Source organism: Streptomyces sp. NBC_00400 (genome assembly GCF_036048035.1).
Classification (GTDB): Bacteria; Actinomycetota; Actinomycetes; order Streptomycetales; family Streptomycetaceae; genus Streptomyces.
The window spans coordinates 8,208,920-8,222,327 of the sequence record NZ_CP107940.1 but is presented as its reverse complement, the minus strand read 5'-3'; the positions used below and the strand labels follow the sequence as shown (position 1 = coordinate 8,222,327).

The following is a 13,408-nucleotide window of genomic DNA, read 5'->3' as shown; positions in this document are numbered from 1 at the left end:
CCGGAAGGGCTCAGACGTGCCGGTACGAGGCGAGGTGGGCGAACACCACGATGTTGTCGACGTAGTCCTTGACCTTCCTGTCATACGCACCACCGCAGGTGATCACCCGGAGTTGCGCGGTGGGGGCATCGGCGTAGACCCGGTCGCTGGGGAACTTCGCCTTGCTGAAGGTCTCGACGCTGTCGACCCTGAAGGTCGCGATGATGCCGTCCTCACGGGTGATGTTGATCGAGTTGCCGGGCTTGAGCGATTCAAGTTGCAGGAACACCGCCGGTCCGATCTTGGTGTCCACGTGACCGGCGATGATCGCCGATCCGCGCTCGCCCGGCGAGGCGCCGTCCCTGTACCAGCCGACGATGTTCTTGTTCATCGCGGGCGGGGCGTTGAGCTGTCCGGTCGGGCCGATGGTCAGCTGGGTGAAGGGCGCGTCCACGGCGATCTGCGGGATCGTCACCCGCTTCGGGGCGGAACGGGGCAGGGCCAGATCAGGAACCGCAGCGGCGGTGGAAGCACTCGGGGTGGCGGAGGACGCCACGGCCGGCTGGGACTGCGGCTTGGGGTCTGCCGAGGTGTCCACGGAGTTGTAGACGAGGAGGGAGCCCAGCAGAAACGCTCCGGCGGACCACAGCAGGCCGCGGCCGACGGGCCGGGACGCGGTGGAGGTCCGGGAGGGGTTCGAATTCGGCTGGGGCGACTGCTGGGCGGTCATGTGCAGATGCCTTTCATGAACGGAGCGGCGGCGCGACATGAGGGCCACCGGTGAGGCAATCGCCGCGGCCACCGTTCACGAGGAACGGTGGCCGCGAGCACAGCGGCCCCCGTATGGGGCAGCCGAATCAGGCCGCCGCAGCGCCCGAGGAGTTGCGACGACGCAGCATGTACGCACCAGCACCGAGACCACCGAGCATCAGCACGGAGCCGGCGGCCATACCGCCACCGGTCGCCAGGCCGCCACCGCCGGTGTGGATGCCACCGCGCGGCCTGCGGTACTCGCCGCCACCGCCGTAGCCACCACCGTCGTTGTCACGGCCGCCGTAGCCACCGTTGTCACGGCCGCCGTAGCCGCCCTTGTCGCGGTCGCCGTAGCCGCCGCGACCGTGGTCGCGGTCGCCGCCACGGCCGTGGTCACGGTCACCACCGCGGCCGTGGTCACGGTCACCACCGCGCCCGTGGTCGCGGTCACCACCGCGCCCGCCCTTGTCGTGGTCGTCGCCGTAGCCGCTGCTCTGGTCCCAGTCGCCCAGCACGGTCTTGGCCGCCATGGCGCCGCCGCCGGTGTGCACACCACCGCTCGGCCTCCGGTCGTCGCGGCAGTTGTCACCGCCCCAGCCGCCACGGCCGTGGTCGCGGTCACCGAAGCCGCCACGACCGTTGTCACGGCCGCCGAAGCCGCCACGGCCGTTGTCACGGCCCTCGCCGCCACGGCCGTTATCGCGGCCGCCGAAGCCACCGCGGCCGTTGTCACGGCAGTTGTCACCGCCCCAGCCGCCACGGCCGTGGTCGCGGTCGCCGTAGCCGCCACGGCCGTGGTCGCGGTCGCCGCCACGGCCCTGGTCGCGGCCGCCGCCACGGCCCTGGTCACGGTCGCCGCCACGGCCGTGGTCACGGTCGCCGCCGCGGCCGTGGTCGCGGTCGCCGTTCCTGTCGTGGTCGTCCTTGCTGACGGAGGAGGTACTGTCCGAGGCAATGTCCGCCGTGATCATGGCGTTCGCAGCGGGGGCGGAGATTGCGAGCACCGCCGTAACGGCGGCTGAGGCGAACAGGGTGCGAGCAGTGCGCATGGGGACATTTTCCTTTCGGCGCGACTGCGAAGGCTGACTCTTTGCCGGCTCATCGGATCGCAGTGGCGACGTGATCACCGTCAGCCGGATCGCGGCCGCGCACCACCGGAGAATGTCGCATTCGAGGGACACCGTGGGCTCTTCGGGTGGCCGAAGGCAGTGGATTCACCCGTTGGATGGCGCGCGTCGTCGGCGTGTCGCGTAACGAGTGGGCTAGAGGTGCTTTTGCGGCCCTCCACGGCGCCGCAATCAGCCCTGAACGAGCGCGCGGCGAGCGGACTCCTCCGCGACACGCCGACGACCCGATGCCCGGGGTGAGCCCCGTGGTGAGCCCCGTGGTGACGCCCCGGCACGATGGCGCGGGACGCACGGCTTTCGGGAGCGAGCGTCACCTTCGCAATGCGGCGCCGCGGCTGATGGGGCGTGCGTCCTGCGGTCGCGCAGCAGCCTTTACGGGATGCGGTCACTCAGGCAGTCGCTTATGCAGTCACGCACGCAGTCGCTTACGCGTCACTCCGTACGCCGCGAAGAACAGGGGAAAGCGCAACTCCCCTGCAAACAAGGTTCGTTCCGCCCTCGACGGTGCAACGGAGGCCGATCCGAAAACGTCGGGAACGAGAGCGCCGCTCCGTCCCCCACCTCACGTCACGTCACCCAGCCCCACCTCAGACCGTGACCTCAGGCCGTGCTGTCCCGGAGTGCCTTTTCCACGATCGCCTCCAGCCGCGCATGGTGTGCCCCGCGCCAGTAGACGCGCCCACAGGCAGTGCATTGCGCAAAGACGTCATACGTACGCTGAGTGCCGTGCTCAAGGTGCTCCCGGACCGAATTCTTGTCAGCGTCCGCCAGTCGGCCGTTGCAGGCGGTGCAACGTGTCCACGGGGCGAGCGTGGGGGCGAAACGGCCCAGGACGTCGCGGAGTTGGTCATCGGGCCGGTCACTGTAGACAAACGCGCCCGCCCAGATCTCCCGGCGTCGCAGCAATCCCCGGTCCCGGGAGAGCAGGACCCGCCGCTCCTTCGCCGAGAGCGCGGCCAGCGCCGCGTCACCGGGGTCCTCGTTCGTGTACGCAGCGTCGACGCCGAGCAGCCGCAACCTGCGCGCCAGGGTGCCGAGGTGCACATCGAGCAGGAACCTCAGGGGCGCGCCGGCGATCCGCTGCGGGCGTTCGACGGCGTGCACCTCGATGTTCTCGCCCGCCCCCGGCACATGCGAGACGGCAACCTCGACGCCGTCCACGACGAGTCGCCCGACCTCGGTGAGCGGGACCCCCAGCGACTCGACGACATGGCCGAGCGTCGACGAGCCATCGGTCACCACTGGCGCGGGAGCGGTGGTGGTGTGCACCGAGGCGACGAAAAGGTGCAGCTCAGGCGCGAAGCTCAGATGGATCTCGGGTCCGTTCACGCCCGCCAGCATGCCATCGGGCGGGCCTGGCCAGCCAGCGGATTCCCGCCGGTCACGACACCATGCCTCGGGTCCGCCCCGCCATGCTGCAGTGCGCGCCACCGGTCGGGCAGCTCGACTCGGCCGCACGCGACCGCGCACCGCACCCCGTACCCCGTGCTTCGACCGTCCGCCACGACCACGACCGCTCACGACCTGGCTACATACGGCCCGTAGCGATCCGCGCCCCGGATTGTCCACGGGGGAGCGGGCCCCGCTCCCCCGCCCCCTACCCTCACTCCCCTTGGCCTGCCGACCGAAGGCGTGCCGACCGCTGAGATCCCGGCCCCAGGCCTCGTCAGCAGCTCAAGTTGTCGCCCGGAGCGGTCCCCAGGATCTGCACAAAGCTCTGGTAGCTGTTGATCCGGCTCTGCACCTGGCCGGGGTTGCCGCCGTTGCACTCCAGAGAGCCATTGATGCTGCGGATGGTCTCACCGAACCCGGCCCCGCTGACCATGGCCTGGTGCGGGGTCATGGTGCCCGGCCCGGTCTGCGTGTTCCAGTACCACAGCGCGGTCTTCCAGGCGACGGCGGCGTCCTGCTCCACCAGATAGGGGTGGTGCAGCAGGTCGATGCCGAGCGCATCGCCCGCCGCCTTGTAGTTGAAATTCCAGCTGAGCTGTATCGGACCGCGGCCGTAATAGGCGGCCTGACCTGCCGGGCACCCGTACGGCTGGCCGGCGTCACAGTAGTGGGGGTAGTTTCCGGTGTTCTGCTCCACCACGTAGACGAGGCCACCGGTCTCGTGACTCACATTCGCGAGGAATGCCGCGGCCTCCTGCTGCTTCACGATGTCGCTCCCGGTGTTCGCGAACTCGGGATATGCGCTGAGAGCAGCGGTCAGGCCGCTGTAGGTGTAGAACGCATTCCGGTTCGGGAACATCTGGTGGAACTGCGCCTCGCTGACGACGAACCCCTCGTCCCGGGCGTCAGAACCGCCCGGTACCGCGGCACAGCCGGAACAGCCCACTGTGGCTGCCGCAGGTGCCGCCGGAACGACGACGGCCAGGCTCGCGGCTACAGCGGCGGCGCTCAGCAGTGCGGCAATACGTGATCTCATCATGGTGACTCCTTCGCGCGGCCGGTCTCCGGACAAGAGGGGCCGCGGCGTGTGGGGGGGGGGAACCTCATGAACGAACTGCCTTACGAACTACGTCGATTGGCGGGCTTCGGAGCACGGGACGGTCCAACGACGAGCTCACGGACCAGTGCGAGCAAGACGACAACCTGCACCTGCACCTACACGCGCACCTTCATCTGGAACGTCAACTGCGACTTCAACTGAACCTGGGACTGCGGCCCCGATCACCAAAGCCGCGGTCTAGACCAGCGTCAGATTATGGCGTCCACGTTGAGCATGTCCATACCAATGCATCGATCCATCGACGCTCAGCACCGACGAACGCGAACGCACGGCATCCCCCCACATTTCCCGCCGTTACCCGCCTCTCCCCGAACGGACCGGGCCGAACCGGACTCTTTCCGCCGAGCCGGACCGTGCCGGGCCGGTGACATGACGTCGAAACAGGTGGTGGCGACGCAATAGCTGACGCCCTGTGCGAAAGTGGCCCGATGAAGACAATCGGGTTGCTCGGCGGCATGAGCTGGGAGTCCACGGCGGAGTACTACCGGCTGCTGAACCAGTTGACGCGCGAGCGGCTGGGCGGCCTGCACTCCTCGAAGTGCGTGCTCTACTCCGTGGACTTCGCGGAGATCGAACGGCTGCAGACCGAAGGCCGCTGGGAGCAAGCCGGGGAGATACTTGCCGAGGCCGCCAGGGCGCTGGAGTCGGCCGGCGCGGACATGCTGCTCATCTGCACCAACACCATGCACAAGGTCGCCGACCAGGTATCCGCTGCCGTAACCGTCCCGCTACTGCACCTCGCCGACACCACCGCGGACGCCGTGCGTACCAGCGGCCTGCGCCGCGTCGGCCTGCTGGGCACCGCTTTCACCATGGAGCAGGACTTCTATCGCGGCCGGCTCGAAAGCCATGGGCTGGACGTGCTCGTCCCGGACGCCGCCGGGAGAGCCACGGTCCATCGCGTGATCTACGAGGAGCTGTGCCTCGGCATCGTCCGCGCGGAATCCCGGACGTCGTTCCAGACCGTCATCAACCATCTCGTCGACGCCGGGGCCGAGGGCATCGTGCTGGGCTGCACCGAGATCGAGCTGCTGATCGAGCCGGAGCACAGTCCGGTTCCGCTCTTTCCGACCACCCGGCTGCATGCCGAAGCAGCCGTCGCCCAAGCCCTCGCCGACGCCCCGTAATCCGTACGGCGCGTCGGCACCAGCGCCGCGGTGACCGCGAGCCCAAGTCCACGGCGGCGTGCGGCCGGCAGCGTTCCCACTCCGACGATCTCGCTGACCTTCCCGACCGGCTGATGCTGATCGGCACACAGCGCCCTGCCGTCTTCCACCGCAGCGGCAACAGACGTCAGTTCCCGATGTTCAGCACGCTCGCCCAGCTCCACAGAAGTCACAGCGCGCATCCAGACAGCAGGAGGCGAACCACTGCCACCGCACTGCGTACGGACGCAGACCGCCCCGGACGGACGCAGACCGCCCTGGACGGAACGGTGGCCCCTTGCACCGCCTGGCGGCGAAATCGCGTACCGGGCTGCACGGGTGGGGGCGGCGATGGAGAACTTGAGGAGGATCCGGGTTGGGAGGAATGGGGCCGCCAACTCCCCTGTCCTCACGAATTATTGGGTCGTAGCGAGGTTTGAACTCACGCCAGGTACGCTGACGTGGTGTCGCGTAGCGAGTTAGAACGATTGGCCAGTATCCGGATGCAGCTCACCGGTGAGACGCTCGAACGCGCCATGGCCGTACTCGAAGGCCAGACGGCTTACCCCGCGGTGCCCTCCGCCTCCGACGCCGAGCCCGATCCCGCCGAAAGCGCTGAGGCCAGCGAGGCCGGCACGGGCAAGGAAGGCGCTGCGCACAACGGGGACGGCGAGAGTCGCGCAGTGCCCGAGGCCCGACGGACACCTCCCAAACGAAACCACCTACGGGGCCTCTGAGCCGACATCCACCACCAGGCGCTGATCGGTCAACCACGGCGGCGTGCAGCTCCCGGCTCCCGGCTCCCGGCTCCCGGCTCCCGGCTCCCGAAACGCATCATGCTCCGTCAGGGCGTCGGCGGCTCGCTAGGGAAGAGGATGGGGCTGAGGAGATAGGGCGCGCGCCCCGGCAGGGGCTCGTTGCCGAGGGAGGGCTGCAGGGCCTCGACCAGTTTCCCGAGGAGTTCGGTGAGTTCGTCCGGGCTGAGCCAGAGGGTGCCCTGGCGGTAGGAGACCGAGTCGCCGGCCGGGCTCGCGCCGTCACGGTCGAGGTAGGCGTTGAACTCGGCGATGAGGACGGCCATGGCGGCCGCGAAGCCGCGGCGGTGGTCGTCCAGGGACATGGCCGCGGCGGCGTCGCCATCGATTGCGGGGCGGTCCTTGCGCAGCCGGTACCGGCGCTCGACCGCGCCGCGCACGCGGTGCTCCTCGGCCACTTCGAGGAAGCCGGCCTCCGCCAGCAGGGCGACATGCCGGTAGACGGTCACCTTCGACACCTCGCGCATCCGGGCGCACAGCTCACCAGTGGTGAGCTCACGCCCGCCGGACAGCGCGTGCACCACGCGCAGGCGAACCGGATGGAGAAGCAAATCGACGGTATCCACAGCTTCACTCTTTCACAAATGATACCGTTATCGAAATTGAAATCGTTAGCTGCGGGGGCGGATATGAGGCAGACGACGGGGCGAGCGGTATCCGTGAACGGGCGGTCGGTCCATGTGGAGGAGTCCGGCCGGGGCACCGACTGGGTCGTCTTCGAGGCCGGTGGGGGCCTGGGCCGGACCTGCTGGGATGCGGTGCTGCCGCTGCTGGCCGACCGGGCTCGGCTGATGGCCTACGACCGCGCCGGGTTCGGTCGAAGCGGCCGGACCGCACAACAGATGTCGGTCGACGACATGGCCGCCGACCTGGTCGCACTGGTCGACGCAGTGATACCGCAGCCCGCCACGCTGGTACTCGTTGCGCACAGCATGGGCGGGCTGGTCGCGCGCCGCGCCGTGGAGAGTCTGGGGCCACGGCTTCGGGGCCTGTTGCTGCTCGACACGACGCCGGAGCGTGCGCCCGTCTACGACACATTCGACCGGACCGCCACAAAGGTCGACCGCGTCATGGGCGTGACACAGGCGCTGGTCCGGTTCCGCCCACTGGCCCGCATGGCCAGCGGAAACGTCCGCCGCGTCTTCCCCGCGGACACCTACGCGACCATGCTCGCCGAGGACTTCGTCCCGGCCGGCATCGCGCAGACGAGGAAGGAGTTCAAGGCAATAGCCGCGGCCATCCCGCAGTTCCGCGCCACGCCGCCCGGCCACCCGACCTGTCCGACGGTCCTGCTCTCGGCCTCCCGCCCCGTAAAGGGCCGGGAGCAGCAGCACGCCGTCATCGCCGAACACCAGCGACGCTGGACCGAGACGCTGCCGGACGGGCGCTTCGAAGAGGTCGACTCGGGACACTTCATCCAGGCCGAACAACCGGGCGTCGTCGCGGACAGGGTCACCCGCCTCCTCGGCCGGACACCGGACCGGAGCAGCGCCCCACCAGCCTGATGACTCCCCCGCCCGCCCAGACAAAGCACCGGGCGGCGCCCACGAGCCGTCCACCCGGTCTCGCAGGCCTCTCATCCGTGCCGGGCTCTGTCGGGCGCACCCCGCAAGCCGCCCGCCCGTCTGCCTGCCTGCCTGCCTGCCTGCCTGCCCGGAATGGTCGAGGCATCTCCCGGAACGACGCGGAGCGCAATCACTTACGCACGTATCGTGAGAGTCCTCGCCGCGCAACCATCCGCCCGCAGGCACCCGCCTGTAGACATCCGCCTGTAGACATCCGCCGGACGAACTCCTCAACTCATGGAGTCAGGGGTCGTGCCAGCAGCGGCGTCTTGAGCATCTGATGCCCCCCGCTGGCCAGCATGCGGACTTCGCCCCGGTCACTGATCTCCGCGCGCACGATCCCCGACTCGTCCTCGTAGACCGGATAGCCGCCCGCTCCTGCGCGCTCGGTACGACGCACAATCACCACGTCATCCTCGACAGCGGGCGCTTGAAATACCAGCTCATAACATTCCGGATAATCCATCGGGGCCTCCCGACACGACTCGGCAGGTGCTCCGGGCGTCGCTCCCCCACCGCCGTTGCACCTCGGCCCTTCCATCGTCGCCCACACCCGCCCGGCGCGCCTGAGGAGGACGCAGAGATGACCGGAACCCATGCCGGCGTACGGGACGGAGGTCGCGCCTCACGCGGCGTCGTGGCACCGCGGCCGACCGGATTTCGTGAGCCCCGCTCCCGTGCGCTGTCACGGGAGCGGGGCAGGTCCGAGAAGCGCCAGCAGCTCGGATAGTTACGGGAGCCACGGTAGGGGGCACCACTGACAACGGCGGTCCGGCGGAGCTCAACGAGGAGTGCGGGGAGAGCCGCCTCGCCCGGGACCGATGCGACCACGATGGCCTGCGCGTGCGGCGACGCCCAGGATGCGGCCACGGAACCGAGCGCGACGACGGACTTCAGACCTCACCCGATCGGAGTAGCGCCCGGCCCGCCACAGTGCGACGCTCCCTGGTCTGGGCAGGCCCCGAACAGGGGCCGCCCCGGAGACGGACAGGTGCCGGTGACTCGAAGGGTGCGAAGGTGACGGAAAAGCCATTGTTCACACTTGCGACGGTGGTTCTGGATTGCCCGGATGCCCATGCGCTTGCCGCGTTCTACCAGCGACTCCTCGGCTGGGAAGTGAAATCCAGTGAACCGGACTGGGTGCTGCTCAGGCGCCCGGACGGAGGCACGGGGCTCTCGTTCCAGTCCGAGCCTGGCTATCAGGCCCCCGTATGGCCGGAACGCCCCCAGGAGCAGCAGAAGATGCTGCATCTCGACATCCGGGTCGATGACCTTGCGGAGGCCGAGGCGTATGCCGTCGCAGCGGGTGCGTCATGTGCCGAATTCCAACCGCAGGACGATGTCCGGGTGCTCTTTGACCCGGCAGGGCATCCGTTCTGCCTCTTCCTTCATTGAAGGACTGCTGTTGGGCAGGGAGCTGTTGGGCCTGTCGGGCCTACTGGGCTTGCTGGGCCTACTGGGCTTGCTGGGCTTGGTTGTTGAACAGTGCCGGCCTGGAGCGGGGGGGGAGGGAGGCTCCCTCCGTAGCCCCGGGCGACCGCGGAGCGTGTGGGAAGGGACACATGCAGCCAGCGAGGCGCGAAGGAAGGGCCGACTGTCCATGCTGGTCAGACAGTTGAGGTGGCATAGGGACAACTGCTGGGACGCCTACTGCGGGCAGAGCCGCGCCGCGCGCGGGTCTGCGTTGTCAGTGTCTGCCCCTAGCATTGCTCATATGTCCCCAACTCCTTCTGCCCCTACGGGTGCGCCCGTTCCTGCTTCCGAGGCGAACGAATCGATCCGGCGATTTGTACGCGCCCGTCGCGGTATGGCGTGGTCGGCTCAGGACATGGCGGAGTATGCGGTGCTGCTGGAGATCTGGACACTGGCGGTGCGCTCGGAGGTCGTCGAGGCGGCGTAGCCCCCGGGCACGCCCAACTCTGCGGCCCTCGCCCCGCCTTCCTGCCTCCGTACTCCTCATTTCCGGCCCCTGGCCCCTGGTTCCTGGCTTGCTCCTGGACAGCAGCTGTCCGTGGGGCCGGCCCGATGGACGGCTTCCGGTGAACGAACGGATGCCAAGCCTGCGTTAGTCATGCGTTAGTAGATCGGCAGCGGCCGGCACCAGCCTGGAGCCAGTCCCGCTCATGGCGGCGGCACCCACGCCATGTCCACACCCCATGGCCGGAACCCACGCGCACAGCCACGCCCAGGCCCACGCAGCACCGGCGCAATTCCGCAGCACCGCTGTGACGGAAGAGCAGAGTGCAGACACGGGGCAGGAAAGGGGACTCATGTCCTGGAACAAAGCCTCCGAGGTCGACGCAGACGTCAACCACACCGCCGCGTCCCCCACCCCCCTAAGCTCCGCTTTACACCGCGGGCGCCGGATCGCCGCCGCTTCGCTGATCGCCGTTGCCGCACTCTCCTTGACCGCCTGCGGCAGCGGTGGTGACGACACGAAGGCGAGCACCAAGGTCTCGTCGAGGCCCGATCCCAGCGATCTGTCCAAAGAGGCCGCAGCCCTCGGCAACGTAGCGGAGGGACCGGGCACCAAGGACAAGGCAACACCGAGGCCGAAGCCATCTGACGCCGGGAAGAGCAACCATGGCGGTTCCGGGGCAGGTGGCGGCAAGACAGGTCGCGACAGCGGGACGAGTGGCAACCACGGAACAAGCGGCACGAGCGGTGCCGGCTCAGACTCCAATTCTGCGGCCGGTACCGGGTCTGCACCCGATGGCAAGGGCGTGAGCGGCACCTGGAACGGCGTCCTCAAGTATCTGACCCCCGGAAAGATGACCGTGGCCCCGGACTCCGGAGCCGAGCAGAGATTCGACATCGGCCCGCAGACCAAGGCTCTGGGGGCCGCTGCCATGTGCGGTGGGCCGGACGGCGACGTCACGATGGACGAAAACGGTTACGGCACCTCCCCGTGCACCGAATCGCAGTTGGACGAGGCCGCCAGGACGAACTCCCTCAAAGTCCGGGTCACCGTCGAGGACGGCGTGGCGACGCAGGTCGCCGAGCATTACCACCCCTGAGTGTCGAGGGGATGCGGCCAATTCCTCTGACCGGATTGGCCGTTCATCTCCGGAAGCTCCGACGGAGGATCCACGTTCGCCCCGACGGCTACCTCTACGGCACCACGGGCGACGCCCGGACACCTGATCTCGCCCAGGACAGGACACCACTCAACGGCAAGGGCGAGGCGGGCTCGGACAAGGTGTTCCAGATCGGCCTGAGGTAGCTCCCCCGGGGACACTGTCGGCGTGTCGGCCGTCGTGTGTACGGCGGTGCGACACGCCGGTGGCCGGTGCGCGACAGGTGATGGCGAGCGATCGCCGTGGTCGGTGGGTGATGGATGTGACCGGTGGGTGAAGGGTGACCGGTGGGTGACCGGTGGCGGGCGGGTGACCGGTGGACTGCAGCCGCAGGCCGTTGCCGACCGGGGCGTAACCGTAACGTCCGATTTCCGCCAGCCATGGCGCGGGTGAGCCCGCAGACTCGGGAAGTGAAAGCACCACACGCCAACGAGGAGAGCGCCATGACCTCCCACGCGGCATCCACCGCCACCACCAGCTACACGACGCTCGACAGCCCCCTGGGCGAGCTGCTGCTCGTCGGCGAGGAATCGTCCACCGCACCCGGTGGCACCGCCCTGACCTCCCTCTCCATGCCTCAGCAGCGGGGCGCCGCCACCGTAGAGCCGCACTGGCGCCGCGACCCCCGCCCCTTCACCGAGGTCGCCCGCCGGCTCAGCGCCTACTTCGCCGGCGAGCTCTTCCGCTTCGAGCTCGCCCTCCGCACCAGCGGCACGGAATTCCAGGAGCGCGTCTGGCAGGCACTGGACGCCATCCCGTACGGCACCACGACCACCTATGGCCGACTCGCCGAGGACCTCGGCGTGTCGCGGGCCGACGTGCGAGCCCTGGGCGCGGCGATCGGGGCGAATCCCCTGCTGATCGTGCGCCCCTGCCATCGGGTGATCGGCGCGGACGGCTCGATGCGCGGCTACGCGGCGGGGGTCGAACGCAAAACCGCGCTGCTCACCCATGAGGGCGCCCTTCAGCCGACGCTCATCTGAGCCCGGCCTCGCCCGGTATCCCTTCGGTCATGACCTCTCCCCTCATTTCCCCGGCGGAGACGACCGCATACGGCGCCCTCCCCGTCCCCGCCCCGCACTCCGACGCCGAACTCGCCGCCCTGCTCCGCCTGTTGACCGTGCCCGGGGCTCGGGTCGCCACGGTGGCCGTCGGGCACAGCCGGGACACCGCATCGCGGTCGGCAGCGGCGGCGTTCGCCGAGGCCTGGCGTACCCTCGGGCGGCTGCCGGTGCTCGCCGTGGTCGACTGGCCGGAATCCGCCGCTTCCTGGCTCCGGGCAGCGCGCCGGCTCACGGCCGGGGAGCCTGACGCCTGGGTGGTGGCCGCCGCACCTCTCGGCTGGGCCCAGATGAGCCGCCGGTTGCGTCACAGCACCGAATGGGACCCGGCACGCACCTACGGCTTCGCGACTCTCGGCGACTCCCGCGTACCCGCCCTGGCCGGCCCGTCGACTCTGCAGGGCATGCGCGGTGCCGCCGCCGACGGCAGCACCTGGACCATCGACCGCGGCTGGGTCACCCATCAGCTACCGGCCCGTCCGCCGACGGCTGGTCCCCGTGGCACGCTGTAATCAGCGAGCGATGAGGCAAGGCAGGAGTACATGAGCACGCCACTTCCCGGCTTCGAGGAATTCGGGGAACCAGAACCTGCGGCCCCGAGAAGACAGGGACCGGACGACGCCGGCAGCAGCGGGCCGGACCCCGGCGCGGCCCCTCCCCACGGACCCCTTCAAGAGCCCCTTCACCCCGCCGCAGCCGGCCGGAGCCAGGCCCGCGCAGGCGGCGGCCGAGAGATCGCCCCCGGCGCCGTCCATGTCCCCGGCTGGCTGACCACGGCCCAGCAATGCGAGCTCGTCACCGCCTGCCGCGGCTGGGCGCGCGGTCCGGCCCCGATCCGGCACACCAAGCTGCCGCGCGGCGGTGTGATGTCCGTGCAGACCGTGTGCATCGGCTGGCACTGGCAGCCGTACGCATACACCCGCACCGCCGATGACGTGAACGGCGCCCGAGTAGCCGAATTCCCCTACTGGATGGCCGAGTTGGGCCGCCGGGCGCTGGTCGAGGCGTACCAGGACGCCGCCGCGGGCAACGGTTACACGCCCGACACCGCACTGATCAACTTCTACGACGGCCGGGCGAAGCTCGGCATGCACCAGGACAAGGAAGAGCGCTCCGGCGCGCCGGTGGTCTCCCTCAGCATCGGCGACACCTGCGTCTTCCGGTTCGGCAATACCAAGACGCGCACCAAGCCGTACACCGACATCGAGCTGGCCTCCGGTGATCTCTTCGTCTTCGGCGGACCATCCCGCTTCGCGTACCACGGAGTGCCCAAGGTCAGGCCGGGCACCGGCGACCCCGCGTCCGGCCTGACCTCCGGGCGCCTCAACATCACCATGCGGGTGACCGGACTCGACGGATAACCGCCGCGCCCCG

14 protein-coding genes are annotated in these 13,408 nt (G+C 69.3%); 8 read left to right on the top strand and 6 right to left on the bottom strand.

The features are described from left to right. Positions 1-10 precede the first annotated feature (10 nt). From OHS81_RS36145 to OHS81_RS36130, 4 genes are all read right to left on the bottom strand, one after another. Positions 11-709: a class F sortase gene (locus OHS81_RS36145; RefSeq protein WP_328390405.1), complete on the bottom strand. Its 699-nt coding sequence runs from the start codon at positions 707-709 to the stop codon at positions 11-13. A 127-nt stretch (positions 710-836) separates the two neighbouring features. Continuing rightward, the gene (locus tag OHS81_RS36140; protein WP_328390403.1) at positions 837-1,781 is read right to left on the bottom strand and encodes a hypothetical protein; all 945 of its coding nucleotides are present in this window, start codon (positions 1,779-1,781) and stop codon (positions 837-839) included. Positions 1,782-2,459: 678 nt separating this feature from the next. After that, positions 2,460-3,188, bottom strand: coding sequence for a Mut7-C RNAse domain-containing protein (locus OHS81_RS36135; protein ID WP_328390401.1), 729 nt, complete (start codon positions 3,186-3,188; stop codon positions 2,460-2,462). Between the two features lie 337 nt (positions 3,189-3,525). Continuing rightward, positions 3,526-4,287: a chitinase gene (locus OHS81_RS36130; protein ID WP_328390400.1), complete on the bottom strand. Its 762-nt coding sequence runs from the start codon at positions 4,285-4,287 to the stop codon at positions 3,526-3,528. A 512-nt stretch (positions 4,288-4,799) separates the two neighbouring features. Between OHS81_RS36130 and OHS81_RS36125 the strand changes: the two genes are divergently transcribed. After that, on the top strand, positions 4,800-5,498 hold the full coding sequence (locus OHS81_RS36125; protein ID WP_328390398.1) for an aspartate/glutamate racemase family protein: 699 nt from the start codon (positions 4,800-4,802) through the stop codon (positions 5,496-5,498). 862 nt (positions 5,499-6,360) lie between these two features. Here the strand turns inward: OHS81_RS36125 and OHS81_RS36115 are convergent. Continuing rightward, positions 6,361-6,897, bottom strand: a complete 537-nt coding sequence (locus OHS81_RS36115; protein WP_328390396.1) for a helix-turn-helix domain-containing protein — start codon at positions 6,895-6,897, stop codon at positions 6,361-6,363. Positions 6,898-6,960: 63 nt separating this feature from the next. Between OHS81_RS36115 and OHS81_RS36110 the strand changes: the two genes are divergently transcribed. After that, positions 6,961-7,836 carry an alpha/beta fold hydrolase gene (locus tag OHS81_RS36110; RefSeq protein WP_328390394.1) on the top strand — a complete coding sequence of 292 codons (876 nt, stop codon included), beginning with the start codon at positions 6,961-6,963 and terminating at the stop codon, positions 7,834-7,836. A 295-nt stretch (positions 7,837-8,131) separates the two neighbouring features. Here OHS81_RS36110 and OHS81_RS36105 read toward each other — a convergent pair whose 3' ends face one another. Further along, positions 8,132-8,362, bottom strand: a complete 231-nt coding sequence (locus tag OHS81_RS36105) for a DUF6296 family protein (protein WP_088796009.1) — start codon at positions 8,360-8,362, stop codon at positions 8,132-8,134. 551 nt (positions 8,363-8,913) lie between these two features. Here OHS81_RS36105 and OHS81_RS36100 point away from each other — a divergent pair. The 6 genes from OHS81_RS36100 to OHS81_RS36075 all read left to right on the top strand — a co-directional run bounded on the left by OHS81_RS36100 (position 8,914) and on the right by OHS81_RS36075 (position 13,395). After that, entirely contained in the window at positions 8,914-9,291 is a 378-nt protein-coding gene (locus tag OHS81_RS36100; protein ID WP_328390392.1) for a VOC family protein, read from the top strand. Between the two features lie 875 nt (positions 9,292-10,166). After that, positions 10,167-10,913 (top strand): hypothetical protein, encoded by a 747-nt coding sequence (locus tag OHS81_RS36095; RefSeq protein ID WP_328390390.1) that lies wholly within the window; start codon positions 10,167-10,169, stop codon positions 10,911-10,913. A 35-nt stretch (positions 10,914-10,948) separates the two neighbouring features. Beyond that, on the top strand, positions 10,949-11,119 hold the full coding sequence (locus OHS81_RS36090; protein ID WP_328390388.1) for a hypothetical protein: 171 nt from the start codon (positions 10,949-10,951) through the stop codon (positions 11,117-11,119). Between the two features lie 297 nt (positions 11,120-11,416). Further along, entirely contained in the window at positions 11,417-11,956 is a 540-nt protein-coding gene (locus OHS81_RS36085; RefSeq protein ID WP_328391676.1) for a methylated-DNA--[protein]-cysteine S-methyltransferase, read from the top strand. 29 nt (positions 11,957-11,985) lie between these two features. Then, positions 11,986-12,546, top strand: a complete 561-nt coding sequence (locus tag OHS81_RS36080; RefSeq protein WP_328390386.1) for a hypothetical protein — start codon at positions 11,986-11,988, stop codon at positions 12,544-12,546. 30 nt (positions 12,547-12,576) lie between these two features. Next, entirely contained in the window at positions 12,577-13,395 is an 819-nt protein-coding gene (locus OHS81_RS36075; protein ID WP_328390384.1) for an alpha-ketoglutarate-dependent dioxygenase AlkB family protein, read from the top strand. Positions 13,396-13,408: the final 13 nt, after the last annotated feature.

Bases quoted from the DNA above. Each gene is read 5' to 3' on its own strand.
- OHS81_RS36110 (WP_328390394.1), top strand. From the start codon at position 6,961: ATGAGGCAGACGACGGGGCGAGCGGTATCCGTGAACGGGCGGTCGGTC.
- OHS81_RS36095 (WP_328390390.1), top strand. From the start codon at position 10,167: ATGTCCTGGAACAAAGCCTCCGAGGTCGACGCAGACGTCAACCACACC.
- OHS81_RS36140 (WP_328390403.1), bottom strand. From the start codon at position 1,781: ATGCGCACTGCTCGCACCCTGTTCGCCTCAGCCGCCGTTACGGCGGTG.
- OHS81_RS36105 (WP_088796009.1), bottom strand. From the start codon at position 8,362: ATGGATTATCCGGAATGTTATGAGCTGGTATTTCAAGCGCCCGCTGTC.
- OHS81_RS36085 (WP_328391676.1), top strand. From the start codon at position 11,417: ATGACCTCCCACGCGGCATCCACCGCCACCACCAGCTACACGACGCTC.
- OHS81_RS36080 (WP_328390386.1), top strand. From the start codon at position 11,986: ATGACCTCTCCCCTCATTTCCCCGGCGGAGACGACCGCATACGGCGCC.
- OHS81_RS36145 (WP_328390405.1), bottom strand. From the start codon at position 709: ATGACCGCCCAGCAGTCGCCCCAGCCGAATTCGAACCCCTCCCGGACC.
- OHS81_RS36130 (WP_328390400.1), bottom strand. From the start codon at position 4,287: ATGAGATCACGTATTGCCGCACTGCTGAGCGCCGCCGCTGTAGCCGCG.
- OHS81_RS36075 (WP_328390384.1), top strand. From the start codon at position 12,577: ATGAGCACGCCACTTCCCGGCTTCGAGGAATTCGGGGAACCAGAACCT.
- OHS81_RS36125 (WP_328390398.1), top strand. From the start codon at position 4,800: ATGAAGACAATCGGGTTGCTCGGCGGCATGAGCTGGGAGTCCACGGCG.